Below are 15,120 nucleotides of genomic sequence, written 5' to 3' on the forward strand. Positions count from 1 at the left end.
TTTTTGTTTTTTTAATTGTAAAATGCTCTTGAATAGCAAAATGTTGTTTTAGCCCGGATCGTAGCGGCATCCTTTTCTTGCCTCCTTTAGGCAAGAAAAGATATAGCGGACAGCCGGAAATAGCTCCTAAAAATTATTTATATAAATCAACATGACTATCCGTGACTAATACCAAACCTATAAAATTGGCCACGGATTAAAAAGATTTACACAGATTTTATTATTTATATAAATGAACATGACTATCCGTGACTAATACCAAATCAATAAAATTGGCCACAGATTAAAAAGATTTACGCAGATTTCTTTAATAATGAGTATGAAATCTGTGAGAATCTGTGTAATCAGTGGCAAAAAAAGTATACTTGGTACACTTTTGGACAGTCATATAAATCAAAATAGAGACACATTGTATTGCGTCTCTATGTTGAAATTTAATGTTTTAATCGGCTTCGTTCATGACTTTTTCACGGTATTTTTTACCGATTAATAAGGTCATTTTTAGTTTATAATCGTCCATTAGCCATTCTCTGTAGTTCTTGCTACATTGGCTAAGGCATTTTGAAAAACGTTTTACGCGATATTCGATATCGGCTTCCAATTCTTTTGAAAGCGCTTTGGCTTCCTGTAATTCTTCGGTATTGTCCACACACATGGCTGCGTGTTGGTCAATTGATTTTTCTAAAACTACTTTGGATCTTAAGTTCTGAGCTATAGCCAGTTTGTGTTCTTCATCTACATCAAAAGTAACGTCTGCCGTTTTGCTGAATTTGGCACGTAATTCTGGTGGCATCGAATATTTGAAATGCGTTTCTATTTCGCTGTCATCCCTTAAATTCTCTAAGTAAAACTCAGGTGATTTAAAAATATGTTGCCAGTTTACTGGATCGCTCCAGAGTCCGAAACGAGCAGCATTATTTCCTAAATCAATTACGGCAAATTCGTCTTTTCCGGGTAATTTTCTAGAACCACGACCAATCATTTGGAAATATAAAGTCAGGGATTTGGTCGCTCTGTTCAAAATAATAGTTTCAACGGTAGGTTCATCAAAGCCCGTCGTGAGGATTCCGACAGAAGTAAGAATAGCATCAGGTGTATGTTTAAACCAATGCAGAATCTCTTTTCGTTCTTCGGTACTGCTAGTGTTATCGAGGTGGCGAATACCGTAGCCTGCTTCCCTGAAAGTCTCATACACATATAAGGATGTGTTGATTCCGTTGTTGAAAATCAAGGTTTTTTTGCCTAAAGATTTCTCGGTGTAAGCATGCAATAATTTTTCTTGCATAGCCATATTGGTATATAAATCATCGGAAGATTTTACAGTGTAATCTCCGTTGATACCTACTTTTAAGGATGTTAATCCAACATCATAACTATAGGTAACCGCTTTTGCCAAGAAACCGTTTTCTATTAATGAGCTAATGGTGTCACCCACGATTAGTTCATCATAGCTTTGGTGCATTGGTAATTTTATGTTTGAACTCAAAGGAGTAGCTGTTACTCCCAGTATGAAAGCATTTTTGAAAGATTTTAATAATTTTCGGAAGGAATTGTAATGCGCCTCATCGATAATAACCAAACCAATATTGTCTAAATGTAGTTTTTCGTCATTGATACGGTTTTTCAAAGTCTCGACCATGGCCACAAAACAAGAGTAATCATTTTGGTCTGGAAGTTCTTTTACTTTGCTGTTGATGATTTTATTTTTTACGTCAAAACCCTTCAACATTTTTGAAGTTTGCTTACACAACTCGATCCGGTGTGTTAGTACCACCACTTTTTTGTTGTGTTGTGACAAATAACGGCGAACGATCTCAGAAAAAATTACTGTTTTTCCTCCACCGGTAGGCAATTGGTATAATAAATGATGTTGTGCAGGGGCATTGTCTATACGCTCAAATATGGCGTCAATGTCTCCTTGTTGGTAAGCGTAAAGTTCTTTTTTGGCTTCGATTTCAATTTCTAAACTCTCTTGATGCATTGTATATTTTTCGATTTTTGCAAAAATACGCCTAAAAAACAGTTATTCGGCCAATTTTTTTTAAAAATATATAGGACGGATTAATTAAAATCAATTACAAATTGGGCTCTCAGTCCTCCAAAAGTTCAATAGTTGTTTTGAAATCAGCGACATTCTTCCATTTTTGGGAAGAAGCTTCATCGCAAATAGCGATTAATCGACTTTTGAATTCACTGATAATTCCATTTGAAATGATGAATTTTGAGGCTTGTTCGAAAGAATTGAACATGCTTTTATAAAATAATTCTTGTTTTATTATGTTTTCTGAAGAAAAAGTTTGGGCAATTTCAATATTATACAACATCACATCGGCTATGACAAAGGGATCAACCCCCAATAAAATAAAATGCTTGATGTATTTTTGAGCAACCGAGCGTCTCATTTTTGGCTTTTTTCTTTTGCCTTTGTTTTGCAATGGAAAATATTCATGGGAGATTTTGAGTTTGCACTCCTGTAACAAGGTTTCTTCCTTTGGATTGAAAACAAAATTGTAATAGACTTTTACGGGAAGGAACTTTTCATACAATTCAAGTATTTGCTCTTCTAATTGCTCTTTATTGAGTTCATTCAAATATTTTTTTAAATCGCGCTTGCTCATTTTCAAAGTTTAAGAATACAAAAGTAATTTAGTTTTCTAATGAATACATCAATAATGATTGATATTGACTAATTTTGCCCTTTATAATTGAAAAAACAACTACAAATGCTTAAAATTTTCAAGATTACTGCCATTTTAGAAGGCATCTCTTTTCTGGTTTTATTTTCGAATATGCTTTTTATTAAAACAAACAATCCCGAACTTTATCATACTATGTTACGTCCGTTGGGAATGACTCATGGTGTATTATTTATTGGTTACGTTTTATTGGCTTTTTTATTGAAAAAGGCTCAAAATTGGAATTTTAAAGCCTTTGGGATTATACTAATTGCTTCATTAGTTCCGTTTGGTACCTTCTATATAGAAAAAAAATACTTGTAAAGTTATGGACAAACTCATTCAATTCATTTTTGAATTCCTCTACCCTATTTTTAGACATTGGGGAATGAGCAGAACTACATCGACTTATTTGAGTTTGTTTTTCAATACTATTTTGCTTTGCTTTTTGGCTTATGGCTTGTACGTGGTTTTCCGATTTATCTTGGTGACTATAATGGCCATTGTCGCCCAAAGAACCAAAACTAGATTTGATGATTTATTAGTAAGCAATAAAACAGCTAAGTATATTGCTTATTTGGTTCCGTTATTTTTTGTCTTTAAGTCGGTTCCAGTGATTTTGGATAAGTTTGAATACTGGGAAAGCATTTTTGGCAAAACCGTGGGTGTTTATATTGTTTTACTTATTTTATGGATTATCCGAACCATTTTTAATTCCCTACGCGATTATTTGAAATTAATTCCGAGATACAGCGACAAGCCGATTGATAGCTTCATTCAGGTTATAATGATTGTGCTGTGGATGTTTGGAATTGCTTTGATTATTTCGAAACTGTTTGATATTGATCAAAAGGAATTGTTGACCATTTTGGGAGCTGTTTCGGCAGTGATTATTTTAGTTTTCAGAGATACTATTTTGGGTTTTGTGGCAAGTGTTCAGGTTGCTATAAACGATATGGTGCGCATTGGTGACTGGATTACGATGGATCGTTATGGTGCCGATGGTGATGTGATAGAAATCAATCTGGCTACGGTTAAAGTTCGGAACTTTGACAATACCACAACCACGATTCCAACCTATAGTTTGAGTTCCGACTCCTTTCAAAACTGGAGAGGAATGCTTAACTCTGACGGAAGGCGTATCAAGCGACATATCATAATCAAAGCCAATAGTATTCGTTTTCTAGAAGATCAGGAACTCCTTGATTTAAAAAAAATAGATCTTCTAACCTCTTATATTAATCTTCGAAAAAGCGAAATTGACAACTACAATTTGGGAAATAAAATCGATAAAACGCTGGCTATAAATGGTCGCAACTTAACCAACCTAGGTTTGTTCCGAAAATACATTACCCAATACCTACAGCAATATCCTGGATTGAATAAAGAAATGCTAATGCTTTGCAGACAATTACAACCCACTCCATATGGTATTCCTCTGGAGATTTATGCTTTTTCTAAAGACAAACGTTTTGAGAATTATGAATACATCCAATCGGACATATTTGATCATATTATTGCTTCAGTTTCTTACTTTGGTTTGGAAATTTTTGTAATGCCATCTGAAAATATTGTTAAGCCGTAAGATAAGACCGAATTTTAAAAAAAAATATAATCTTCTTAAATCTGCTGAATTTGAATGCAATGCAAATTCAATAGATTTAAGAAGATTTTTTTAATGATTAAAGTTATTAAAGATTTTGAAACTTAGCGGCTCAGAAGCTTAGTCTCTCTTTTAACCTATTCTGTCTTTTACATATTCAATTTCGGTTTTTCCATGCGCTTTTGGTTTTCCGTCTTCGCCTAAATTTACCATTGTAGTGCTGTCTATGGTAATGATTGTTTCGCGTGTCATCATATTTCTGGCTTCACATATTAATTCAATAGAACTGCGCCCAAATTTTACAACATCAATTCCAATTTCGATAATATCTCCTTGTCTGGCAGAACTTCTAAAATTAATCTCAGACATGTGTTTAGTAACAATTCTGGAATTTTCTAATTGTATAATGGTGTACAAAGCCAGCTCTTCGTCGATCCAAGCCAATAATTTTCCGCCAAATAATGTCCCGTTAGGGTTTAAGTCTTCTGGTTTTACCCATTTTCTAGTATGAAATCGCATATTTTTTGATTTAATAATGCTAAAATAAGACATTGCTAACAGTAATTTTTATATTTTTAAAGAAAAAAAGATGAATCAGAGAGATCAATTAATCAGAGAAATTCGAGGAGAATCATTGGGAAATGTGAGTAATCAGTCGTCTTCAGATGAGTTGTTTCAAAATGAAGTACTTAGACCCATTTTGAAATTGCAGAACGATTTGTTTATCGCCTCTTTTTTAAATTATATCAGTAAATACAAAAGAGATTTTTACACTAAATCGGTTGAAAACAAATTAGCTATTATTGAAAATGCGATTCAAAAAGACATTAAATTCCGAAATGCCTTAAAGGGAATGATTATCGCATTGTTTACTACTGATGAATATGCACTATATATTCAGAATTCTTCCAGTCTGAATAAAAGGATGATGAATTTATTGGTCGAAAGATTGAAAAGTCAAGTTCAGTTGTTTGATAAGGAGAAATAATTAGTCTAGTTAGTGTGTTGTTTTAACGCAATGAAATGAGTTTTTAATCTTATTGATAATTTTTAATAAGATTTTTACAGTATATAAAGCCTCATAATTATTTTATACCAAAATTTTCTTAAAAAGCACCTTCTTAAATCTTTGCATTTTTTCTTGCTTCTTGGAGCTTGACGTCGTGTATTTTTTATATTATTCACTAAAACGTTTTATTAATTGTGAATTCTTAATTTGTTTTATTTAATTAACGCATTTATGGCGAATATGTTTGTTTTTTATTTATTATTGTAATGTATTGATAATTGCATTATTGATAATTATTAAATAATATTTTTAATATTTCGCAAATGGAAAGACGAGAGGCACTAAAAAAGTTAGCTTATTTGATGGGAGGAGCAATTTCTGCCACCACAATGGGTGTATTATTTGAAAGTTTTACTGTATTCGATCCCGAACAGAATACCTATTCTTTTACGGTTACGGATGAAGAAATTTTAGCTGAATTTTCAGAAATTATTTTACCGACAACTGCTAAATCTCCTGGAGCAAAAGCTGCAGGTGTTGGTGCTTTTATTCCTTTAGTTGTAAAAGATTGTTATCCTCCAAAACTGCAAGAAGTCTTTAAGAATGGATTTGAAGATATGTTGGCAAAATGCAAAACTAAATTCAACAAAGAATTTCTAAGTCTCAATACCGAAGAAAAAAATCAACTCATGAATGAATTAAAGCAACAGGCTATCGATAGCAATAAGGAACCTTCTTTCTTTTTGATTGCTAGAGATTTGACCCTGTTGGGTTATTTTTCTTCGGAAATTGGTTGTACAATGGCTAGAGAATATTTGCCTATACCAGGGAAATATGATGGTAATGCCGAATACAAACCGGGTCAGAAGGCTTGGGCCACATAATGCCGAAGTATTTGTAACTAATTTTATTAATTCCTAAAAAAGAGACTCGTGAATATCAATACTGATTTAAAGAAGCAAAATACTTATGACGCAATTGTCATAGGTTCAGGAATAAGTGGAGGATGGGCAGCCAAAGAATTAACGGAAAAAGGATTAAAAGTCCTAATGTTAGAACGTGGTATGAACATCGAGCACATAAAAGATTATGATTCGGCGATGAAAGCCCCTTGGGAAATACCGTATGCCGGAAAAATGACAGAAGAACAAAAGCGAACTCATCCCGTGCAAACCAGAGATTATCCGTACAGTCAGGCTAATGAAAGCTGGTGGGTAAACGATTTAGAATGTCCTTATACCGAAGACAAGCGTTTTGATTGGTACAGAGGTTTTCATGTAGGAGGAAAGTCTTTAATGTGGGGACGTCAGAGTTATCGCTTAAGTGATCATAATTTTGAAGATAATGCCAGAGATGGTCACGGAAATGACTGGCCAATTCGATATAAAGACATTGCCCATTGGTATGATTATGCAGAAAAATTTGCCGGAATAAGCGGCCAAAATGAGAATTGGCCTTTATTACCAGACGGTCAATTTTTACCTCCTATGGATATGAATTGCGTTGAAAAATCAGTAAAAGAACGCATTGAAAAGCATTATAATAAATCCAGAATTATGACAATTGGACGAACTGCAAATCTTACTCAACCTCATTTAGGTAGAGGTAGTTGTCAATATAGAAATTTATGCAGTAGAGGTTGTCCATTCGGAGCCTATTTTAGTACACAGTCTTCTACATTGCCAGCAGCTATGGCTACTAAAAGACTAACTGTTCGCCCCTACTCGATTGTTAATCATATTATTTATGATAAAGAAACCAAAAAAGCCAAAGGGGTAATGGTTATTGATGCCCAGACTAATGAAACTATGGAGTTTTATGCAAAAATCGTTTTTGTAAATGGTTCAACTTTAGGATCAGCCTTTATTTTATTGAATTCAACTTCCGAAGCTCATCCAAATGGTTTGGGTAATGGCAGTGGACATTTGGGACATAATTTAATGGATCATCACTTTAGATGTGGTGCTGAAGGTAGTGCTGAAGGGTTTGAAGATAAATATACTTATGGACGAAGAGCCAACGGAATCTATATTCCAAGATATCAAAATTTTAATGGAGACAAACGCGATTATTTGCGTGGTTTTGGATATCAAGGTGGAGCCAGTAGAGGAAATTGGCATAAAGAAGTGGCCGAATTAGCCTTTGGAGGTGATTTCAAAGAAACATTATCAAGACCTGCAGACTCTTGGACAATGGGATTAGGAGGCTTTGGTGAAATGTTGCCTTACTACGAAAATAAAGTATATATCGATCATTCCAAAAAAGACAAATGGGGACAACCGGTATTGGCAATTGACTGTGAATACAAAGAAAATGAAGCAAAAATGCGTGAGGACATGATGTATGATGCTGCCGAAATGCTGGAAGCTGCAGGTATGAAAAATGTAAAACCCTATGACAATGGTTGTTTTCCAGGAATGGCTATTCATGAAATGGGTACAGCCCGTATGGGGAATGATCCAAAAGAATCTGTGTTAAATAAATGGAATCAAATGCACGAAGTGAATAATGTGTTTGTGACTGACGGTTCTTGCATGCCTTCAACTGCGTGTCAAAATCCTTCATTAACATACATGGCTTTAACTGCCAGAGCTTGTGATTATGCAGTAAAAGAATTAAAGAAAAAAAATATTTAGATTTTTGGATTATTTAGATTATGAGAAAATTAAAAATGGGAATGATTGGCGGTGGCAAAAATGCTTTTATTGGAGCAGTTCATCGCATTGCGGCCAACATGGATGGATTGATCGAATTGCATTGTGGTGCTTTTAGTTCCAATCCTAATTTATCTCTTGAATCTGGTAAAGAATTAGGTTTGGCAGAAGATAAATGTTATGGATCTTATGTTCAAATGATTGAAACGGAAGCAAAGTTACCTCTAAACGAGAGAATGGATTTTGTTTCAATCGTGACTCCAAATCATGCCCATTTTGCTCCTGCAATGTTAGCATTAGAAAGCGGTTTCCATGTTGTTTTGGACAAGCCGATGACTTTGACTTTAGCGGAAGCTAAATTATTGGAACAAAAAGTTAAAGAAACTGGGCTTTATTTGTGTTTGACACACACTTACGCTGGCTATCCAATGGTAAAACAGGCCCGTAATATGGTAGCTGAAAATGATTTTGGAACCATTCGAAAAATAATGGTTGAATATCCTCAAGGCTGGTTAAGCACTGACTTTGAAAACGGAGGAAATAAACAAGCAGCTTGGAGAACAGATCCATCAAAGAGTGGTATTAGCGGTTGTATGGGAGACATTGGAACTCATGCTGCCCATTTAGCAGAATATATTTCAGGATTAAAAATCACAGACCTTTGTGCGGATATTAATACTGTTGTTGCCAACAGAAGATTGGACGATGACGGAAATGTATTGCTCAAATTTGATAATGGTGCCAATGGAGTTTTGATTGCCAGTCAAATTGCTGCTGGTGAAGAAAATAGCTTAAAAATTAAAGTATATGGAGAAAAAGGAGGTTTAGAATGGCATCAAATGGAACCAAACACTTTGGTTGTTAAGTGGCTAGACTCCCCTACTCAATTGTATCGCACTGGAAATGGATATTTATCAGCAATAGCGGCTTTTAATACTCGAATTCCAAGTGGACATCCGGAAGGCTATTTGGAAGCTTTTGGGAATTTATACAAGAACTTTGCGTTGACTTTACAATCAAAATTAGAAGGCAAAGAACCAACAGCAAGTATGCTTGATTTTCCAACAGCAAAAGAAGGTGTTCGAGGAATGGCTTTTATAGAAAATGTAATCGCTTCGGGGAAATCAACTCAAAAATGGACTGAATTTAGTATTTGAAGATGCTAAGTTGGTAAGGCACTAAGCTGCTAAGTATAGTTAGAAAGTTTAAAAAGAACAAAATAATTATCTAAAAATTAATACAATAATAATACAGGAAGAAAACTGAAAACTATTTTTCTAATCTTAGAGACTCAGAAACTCAGCAACTCAGTCCTCCTTAATAATCACAACAAATGACCACAATGCAAGGACCTGCGGTTTTTTTAGCGCAATTTATTTCTGATGAAGCTCCTTTTAATTCTTTGGATGGAATTTGCCAATGGGCTGCCAATTTAGATTTTAAGGGGATACAAATACCGACTCTGGATTCCCGCTTTATTGATTTGAAAAAAGCCGCTGAAAGCAAAACTTATGCTGATGAACTTACAGGAATTGTTGGCTCTTACGGATTAAAAATATCTGAACTTTCTACACATTTACAAGGTCAGTTGGTTGCCGTTCATCCTGCCTACGATGATTTTTTTGATGGATTTGCTCCGCAGACTTTGCGAGGTAATCCAAAAGCAAGACAAGAATGGGCGGTGCAACAATTGCATTATGCGGCAAAAGCTTCGCAGAATTTAGGACTTAACGCGCATGCTACTTTTAGCGGTTCCTTATTATGGCAATATTTTCATCCTTGGCCTCAACGCCCACCAGGTTTAATTGAAGACGGATTCAAAGAATTGGCTAAACGTTGGTTACCAATCCTCAATGAATTTGACAATAATGGTGTAGATGTTTGCTACGAAATCCATCCCGGTGAGGATTTATTTGATGGTGAAACTTACGAAATGTTTCTCAAAGCGGTAAACAATCATCAACGCGCTTGTATACTGTATGATCCTTCACATTTTGTTCTTCAACAATTGGATTACATTCAATATATCGATTTTTATCATGAACGTATCCGAGCTTTTCACGTGAAAGATGCTGAGTTTAACCCGACGGGAAAACAAGGGACTTTTGGAGGCTATCAAAGTTGGGTAAATCGTGCAGGGCGTTATCGCTCCCCTGGTGATGGTCAAATTGATTTTAAAACCATTTTCAGCAAATTAGCACAATACGATTATAAAGGTTGGGCAGTGATGGAATGGGAATGCTGTTTGAAAAATCAAGAAGATGGAGCTCGTGAGGGAGCCGAATTTATAAAAAAACACATTATCAAAGTAACTGATAAAGCTTTTGATGATTTTGCAGCGGTCGAAACCAATACACATCTTAATAGAAAAAATTTAGGGTTATAAATTGTTTAATTAATTACATATATGAAAATCAAAATTTTAGCAGCAATAATAGCCCTAGGAGGTTTATGTTCTTTTTCGAATTATGAATCAATATCAACTGGATATAGTGGTAAAGAAGAAGTTCAGCCCTCTGAAGGAGAGTTAATAATGAAGAAGCAAGATTGTGCTACTTGTCACAAAATTGATAAAAAAGTAATTGGACCCTCTTTTTTGGATATTGCCAAAAAATATCCTATGAATGATAAAAACATCAACTATTTATCTGATAAAATTATAAAAGGCGGTTCTGGAGTTTGGGGTGCAATACCTATGGCGGCCCATACTGCATTAAAAAAAGACGATGCCAAGAAAATTGCCAAGTACATTCTATCATTGAATAAATAAATTGTAACCTACTTTATGGATAAAGATTTAAATAAAAATAAAGAACCAGAATCGATTGTTCGCAGGGATTTTCTAAAAAAGGGCGCGCTAGCAACAGCTGCGTTTATGATTATTCCAAGGCATGTCATGGGCAGAGGCTTTGTGGCACCAAGTGACAGATTATTAATTGCCAGTATTGGTGTTGGTGGAAAGGGAAGGTCAGATGTAGCTTCTTTTGAAAAAAGTGGCCTCGCTAATGTTGCTTATTTGTGCGATGTTGATACAAGAAGAGCCGCCGATGCTGTAAAAGCTTTTCCGAAAGCCAAATTTTACAAGGATTGGCGCGAAATGTTTGATAAAGAGCATAAAAACTTTGATGCTGTTTCAGTTTCTACACCCGATCATAATCATGCTATTCAAGCCTTTTCAGCTATGCAGTTAGGCAAGCATGTGTATGTACAAAAACCAATGGCACATGATATTTACGAAGCACATATGATGACTCAAGCAGCTGCTCGTTATAAAGTAGTGACGCAAATGGGAAATCAAGGTTCGTCCAATGACGGCACTCGAATCCTAAAAGAATGGTACGATGCAGATTTAATTGGAGATGTACATACAGTTTATGCCTGGACTGATAGACCTGTTTGGCCGCAAGGAATTCCTTGGTCAACAGTAAAAACAGAAATTCCTAAAGAATTGGATTGGGATTTATGGTTAGGAACAGCTCCTAATAAAAATTATGTCGACAAATTAGTGCCATTTAACTGGCGCGGTTGGTGGGATTATGGAACTGGCGCATTGGGAGATATGGGATGCCATTTAATGGAAGCACCATTCTCCGTATTAAATCTAAAATATGCCAAAGACGTTCAGTGTAGTGTAGGTTCTGTTTATGTGGATGAATTCAAAAGAGGTTATTTTCCGGAAAGTTGTCCTCCTTCGAGTCATGTGATGTTAACATTTCCTAAGACAGATAAAACGAAAGGAGATGTCAAAATACATTGGATGGATGGTGGTATTCAACCAGAACGTCCAGAAGAATTAGGAGCAAACGAAATCTTTGGTGATGGTGGGAATGGTACTTTGTTTATTGGAACCAAAGGAAAAATGATTTGTGACACTTATAGTGAAAATCCAAGATTATTACCTTTAAGTCGTAATGAAAATCTAAAAATAGCAGAGAAGTATCCTCGAGTAAAAGATGGCGCCAGCGGTCATCAAAAGCAATGGATAGAAGGTTGTATCGCGGGATATGGCAAAAAAGAATTGAGTTCACCTTTTGAAATTGCAGGTCCTTTAACAGAAGCTTTATTAATGGCCAATCTTGCCGTAAGAGGTTATGATTTGCACAAAGAAGTATTAGGAGAAGATGTGTATCCGGGCCGTTCGGTTAAACTACTTTGGGATAATGATGCCAAGAAAGTAACCAATATCGATGATGTCAATCAATTTGTTAAACGTAATTATAGAGAAGGTTGGAAAAACCTAAGTTTTTAAAACAATAAAATTAAATAGTAAACCCATGAAAAAAATAATAACAACAGTATTAGTCTTCACTTTATTTCAAACCATGCAAGCTCAAAAAGGATTTAAACCTCTTTTTGACGGAAAAACAACAACAGGTTGGCATACTTACGGCAAAACTACCGCTAGTGCCGGATGGAAAGTTGAAGATGGTGTTTTACATTTTGATCCAGAAGCGGCCAAAAATGGTCAAGGAGGAGATTTGGTAACTGATGCTGAATATGAAAATTTTCATTTAAAAGTAGATTGGAAAGTAGCTCCGAATGCCAACAGTGGAATTATTTTTTACATTAATGAAAATCCAACAAAATACAAAAACACTTATGAAACTGGTTTAGAAATGCAAGTTTTGGATAATGATGGTCATCCAGATGGAAAAATAACCAAGCACCGTGCTGGGGATTTATATGATTTAATTCAAAGTAAATCGGAACCAGTTAAACCGGTTGGAGAATGGAATACAGCCGAAATTGTTTGTAAAAACGGAAAGTTGACTTACGTTTTAAACGGGGTTATTGTTGTTGAAACGGTACTTTGGGATGATAATTTTAAAGCTTTGGTTGCTGGAAGTAAATTTGCCGCTTGGCCAGCTTTTGGAACATTCAAAAAAGGAAAAATTGCTTTGCAAGATCACGGCAACAATGTGTGGTATCGTAATATCGTGATTAAAGAATGGAATACGATGGAAACTACAACTGGCTGTAAATAATAGCTCTAAAATAAACTTAACCAAAAATTAACCTCTTTTATGAATACAACTATCCGCATTAAATTATCTGTAATGATGTTTCTGGAATTTTTTATCTGGGGGGCATGGTTTGTCACTCTTGGTACCTTTTTAGGGAACAATTTAAAAGCTTCTGGTTCAGAGACGGCAGCAGTTTTTTCCACCCAATCATGGGGAGCCATCATTGCTCCTTTTATTATTGGTTTGATTGCAGATCGTTATTTTAATGCTGAGAAAATCTTAGGTATTTTACATCTGGTAGGTGCATTTTTAATGTATCAGATGTATCAATCGGCAGATGTTGGGTCATTTTATATCTATGTGTTAAGTTATATGGTTCTGTATATGCCAACATTGGCTTTGGTGAATTCAGTGGCATTTAACCAAATGAAAGATCCAGAAAAAGAGTTTGCCAATATTAGAGTTTGGGGAACTATTGGTTGGATTTTAGCAGGATTCTCTATTAGTTTCTTGTTTCATTGGGATTCTGTAGAAGCTGTTACTAATGGATTACTTAAAAACACATTTCTTTTGGCCGGAATTGCAGCTTTGGTTTTAGGTTTATTAAGTTTCACATTGCCTAAAACGCCACCTAAAGTTAGTGAGGGGAAAATTAAAATTGCCGATATTATTGGTCTTGATGCTTTAAAACTTTTAAAAGATAAAAATTTCTTAATCTTTTTTATTTCATCTATTTTAATTTGTATTCCGTTGGCTTTTTATTATCAAAATGCACATCCATTTTTGACTGCTGCCGGAGTTGAAAATCCAACTGGAAAAATGGCAATCGGACAAATATCCGAAGCATTGTTTTTATTATTCATTCCGGTATTTTTTGCCCGCTTTGGATTTAAGAAAACAATTCTGGTGGGAATGCTCGCTTGGGCTGTTCGCTACGTTTTATTTGCTTATGGCAATGGTGGTGATTTGAGTTTTATGCTTATTGTTGGAATAGCTTTGCATGGAATTTGTTATGATTTTTTCTTTGTTTCAGGACAAATTTATACCAATTCAAAAGCAGGAGAAAAATACAAAAGCGCTGCCCAAGGACTGATAACATTGGCAACTTATGGTATTGGAATGTTAATTGGGTTTGCAGTTGCAGGCTGGATTACGGATAATTATAAAACGGCTGAAGGAGCAATCAATTGGCAAATGGTATGGATAATTCCTGCCGGAATTGCTTTTGCAGTATTCTTGATTTTTGCTCTTTTATTTCAAGATAAAAACAAAGCAATAAATGAAATTTAAGCATTTTAAAAACAAAAAAAATGAGTGCAACTTTTGATAGAAGAACCGCTATAAAAGGCATTCTTGCAGGAACTGTGACTTTAGGGATTCCATCGGGATTATCGGCTCTGGCAATACCGAAAGAAGAATTAAATTTAGAATCTAATATGTTGAAAGGAAGAATTAACCATTCAGTAGCTCGTTGGTGCTTCAGTGATTTTGATATTGAAACGCTTTGTTTGGAAGCTAGAAAAATTGGAATTACCGGTATTGATTTGGTTGGTCCAAAGGATTGGCCAATACTAAAAAAACACAATCTTGTTTCCACCATGTGTAATGGGGCAGAATTAAATTTAGTGGACGGTTTCAACGATCCAAAGTTTCATGAACAATTGATTAAAAATTATGCGGAAATGATTCCTTTAGTGGCTGAAGCGGGTTATAAAAACTTGATTTGTTTTAGCGGAAGCAGGAGAGGAAAAACTGATGAAGAAGGCTGGAATAATTGTGTACTCGGGTTGAAAACATTGATTCCATTGGCAGAGAAACATAAAGTAACTTTGGTTATGGAGCTGTTAAACAGTAAGATTGATCACAAGGATTATCAATGTGATAAAACCTATTGGGGAGTAGAATTGGTGAAACGAATTAATTCGGAAAATTTTAAATTGCTATATGATATTTACCATATGCAAATTGATGAGGGTGACGTAATTCGAACTATCAAAGAAAATCACAATCACATCGCCCACTATCATACTGGTGGAGTTCCGGGACGAAATGAAATTGACGAAACCCAAGAACTCAATTACAGCGCTATAATGAAAGCCATTGCTGATAGCGGTTTTACAGGTTTTGTGGGACAAGAGTTTATTCCTAAACAAAAAGATAAAATAGCCTCTTTGAAAAAGGCAATTGCGATTTGTGATATTTAATTTTTAATCTA

General features: G+C 35.1%; 15 protein-coding genes. 12 read left to right on the forward strand and 3 right to left on the reverse strand.

Annotated features, from left to right (window positions below; all coding sequences use genetic code 11):
* Positions 1-442: 442 nt before the first annotated feature.
* Both C8C85_RS17175 and C8C85_RS17180 read right to left on the reverse strand, forming a co-directional pair.
* Positions 443-1,981, reverse strand: coding sequence for a DEAD/DEAH box helicase (locus C8C85_RS17175; RefSeq protein WP_116798108.1), 1,539 nt, complete (start codon positions 1,979-1,981; stop codon positions 443-445).
* Positions 1,982-2,090: 109 nt separating this feature from the next.
* Positions 2,091-2,618, reverse strand: a complete 528-nt coding sequence (locus C8C85_RS17180; protein ID WP_116798109.1) for a DUF6155 family protein — start codon at positions 2,616-2,618, stop codon at positions 2,091-2,093.
* A gap of 105 nt (positions 2,619-2,723) precedes the next feature.
* Between C8C85_RS17180 and C8C85_RS17185 the strand changes: the two genes are divergently transcribed.
* Together C8C85_RS17185 and C8C85_RS17190 are read left to right on the forward strand one after the other, a co-directional pair.
* Positions 2,724-2,999 (forward strand): DUF3817 domain-containing protein, encoded by a 276-nt coding sequence (locus C8C85_RS17185; protein ID WP_116798110.1) that lies wholly within the window; start codon positions 2,724-2,726, stop codon positions 2,997-2,999.
* 4 nt (positions 3,000-3,003) lie between these two features.
* Positions 3,004-4,260, forward strand: coding sequence for a mechanosensitive ion channel family protein (locus C8C85_RS17190; RefSeq protein WP_116798111.1), 1,257 nt, complete (start codon positions 3,004-3,006; stop codon positions 4,258-4,260).
* A 150-nt stretch (positions 4,261-4,410) separates the two neighbouring features.
* Here C8C85_RS17190 and C8C85_RS17195 read toward each other — a convergent pair whose 3' ends face one another.
* Positions 4,411-4,797, reverse strand: a complete 387-nt coding sequence (locus tag C8C85_RS17195; RefSeq protein WP_111410862.1) for an acyl-CoA thioesterase — start codon at positions 4,795-4,797, stop codon at positions 4,411-4,413.
* Positions 4,798-4,867: 70 nt separating this feature from the next.
* On the opposite strand from C8C85_RS17195, the gene C8C85_RS17200 reads away from it, so the two are divergent.
* From C8C85_RS17200 to C8C85_RS17245, 10 genes are all read left to right on the forward strand, one after another.
* Positions 4,868-5,266 carry a glyoxalase gene (locus C8C85_RS17200; protein WP_116798112.1) on the forward strand — a complete coding sequence of 133 codons (399 nt, stop codon included), beginning with the start codon at positions 4,868-4,870 and terminating at the stop codon, positions 5,264-5,266.
* Positions 5,267-5,610: 344 nt separating this feature from the next.
* Complete coding sequence (locus tag C8C85_RS17205; RefSeq protein WP_116798113.1) at positions 5,611-6,171, forward strand: gluconate 2-dehydrogenase subunit 3 family protein; 561 nt, start codon at positions 5,611-5,613, stop codon at positions 6,169-6,171.
* Between the two features lie 48 nt (positions 6,172-6,219).
* The gene (locus tag C8C85_RS17210; protein ID WP_116798114.1) at positions 6,220-7,923 is read left to right on the forward strand and encodes a GMC oxidoreductase; all 1,704 of its coding nucleotides are present in this window, start codon (positions 6,220-6,222) and stop codon (positions 7,921-7,923) included.
* Positions 7,924-7,943: 20 nt separating this feature from the next.
* The gene (locus C8C85_RS17215) at positions 7,944-9,098 is read left to right on the forward strand and encodes a Gfo/Idh/MocA family protein (RefSeq protein WP_116798115.1); all 1,155 of its coding nucleotides are present in this window, start codon (positions 7,944-7,946) and stop codon (positions 9,096-9,098) included.
* A gap of 176 nt (positions 9,099-9,274) precedes the next feature.
* Positions 9,275-10,327: a sugar phosphate isomerase/epimerase family protein gene (locus C8C85_RS17220; protein WP_116798116.1), complete on the forward strand. Its 1,053-nt coding sequence runs from the start codon at positions 9,275-9,277 to the stop codon at positions 10,325-10,327.
* A 21-nt stretch (positions 10,328-10,348) separates the two neighbouring features.
* Complete coding sequence (locus tag C8C85_RS17225; protein ID WP_116798117.1) at positions 10,349-10,711, forward strand: c-type cytochrome; 363 nt, start codon at positions 10,349-10,351, stop codon at positions 10,709-10,711.
* A 15-nt stretch (positions 10,712-10,726) separates the two neighbouring features.
* Complete coding sequence (locus C8C85_RS17230) at positions 10,727-12,190, forward strand: Gfo/Idh/MocA family protein (RefSeq protein WP_116798118.1); 1,464 nt, start codon at positions 10,727-10,729, stop codon at positions 12,188-12,190.
* 25 nt (positions 12,191-12,215) lie between these two features.
* Entirely contained in the window at positions 12,216-12,926 is a 711-nt protein-coding gene (locus C8C85_RS17235) for a DUF1080 domain-containing protein (protein ID WP_116798119.1), read from the forward strand.
* Positions 12,927-12,965: 39 nt separating this feature from the next.
* Entirely contained in the window at positions 12,966-14,195 is a 1,230-nt protein-coding gene (locus tag C8C85_RS17240; protein WP_116798120.1) for a nucleoside permease, read from the forward strand.
* Between the two features lie 20 nt (positions 14,196-14,215).
* A complete protein-coding gene (locus C8C85_RS17245) occupies positions 14,216-15,109 on the forward strand; it encodes a hydroxypyruvate isomerase family protein (RefSeq protein ID WP_116798121.1) in 894 nt (297 codons plus the stop codon).
* The last annotated feature ends 11 nt before the right edge of the window (positions 15,110-15,120 follow it).

This window comes from Flavobacterium sp. 103 (genome assembly GCF_003096795.1).
Taxonomy (GTDB): Bacteria; Bacteroidota; Bacteroidia; order Flavobacteriales; family Flavobacteriaceae; genus Flavobacterium.

Bases quoted from the DNA above. Each gene is read 5' to 3' on its own strand.
- C8C85_RS17175 (WP_116798108.1), bottom strand. From the start codon at position 1,981: ATGCATCAAGAGAGTTTAGAAATTGAAATCGAAGCCAAAAAAGAACTT.
- C8C85_RS17180 (WP_116798109.1), bottom strand. From the start codon at position 2,618: ATGAGCAAGCGCGATTTAAAAAAATATTTGAATGAACTCAATAAAGAG.
- C8C85_RS17185 (WP_116798110.1), top strand. From the start codon at position 2,724: ATGCTTAAAATTTTCAAGATTACTGCCATTTTAGAAGGCATCTCTTTT.
- C8C85_RS17190 (WP_116798111.1), top strand. From the start codon at position 3,004: ATGGACAAACTCATTCAATTCATTTTTGAATTCCTCTACCCTATTTTT.
- C8C85_RS17195 (WP_111410862.1), bottom strand. From the start codon at position 4,797: ATGCGATTTCATACTAGAAAATGGGTAAAACCAGAAGACTTAAACCCT.
- C8C85_RS17200 (WP_116798112.1), top strand. From the start codon at position 4,868: ATGAATCAGAGAGATCAATTAATCAGAGAAATTCGAGGAGAATCATTG.
- C8C85_RS17205 (WP_116798113.1), top strand. From the start codon at position 5,611: ATGGAAAGACGAGAGGCACTAAAAAAGTTAGCTTATTTGATGGGAGGA.
- C8C85_RS17215 (WP_116798115.1), top strand. From the start codon at position 7,944: ATGAGAAAATTAAAAATGGGAATGATTGGCGGTGGCAAAAATGCTTTT.
- C8C85_RS17220 (WP_116798116.1), top strand. From the start codon at position 9,275: ATGACCACAATGCAAGGACCTGCGGTTTTTTTAGCGCAATTTATTTCT.
- C8C85_RS17225 (WP_116798117.1), top strand. From the start codon at position 10,349: ATGAAAATCAAAATTTTAGCAGCAATAATAGCCCTAGGAGGTTTATGT.
- C8C85_RS17230 (WP_116798118.1), top strand. From the start codon at position 10,727: ATGGATAAAGATTTAAATAAAAATAAAGAACCAGAATCGATTGTTCGC.
- C8C85_RS17235 (WP_116798119.1), top strand. From the start codon at position 12,216: ATGAAAAAAATAATAACAACAGTATTAGTCTTCACTTTATTTCAAACC.
- C8C85_RS17240 (WP_116798120.1), top strand. From the start codon at position 12,966: ATGAATACAACTATCCGCATTAAATTATCTGTAATGATGTTTCTGGAA.
- C8C85_RS17245 (WP_116798121.1), top strand. From the start codon at position 14,216: ATGAGTGCAACTTTTGATAGAAGAACCGCTATAAAAGGCATTCTTGCA.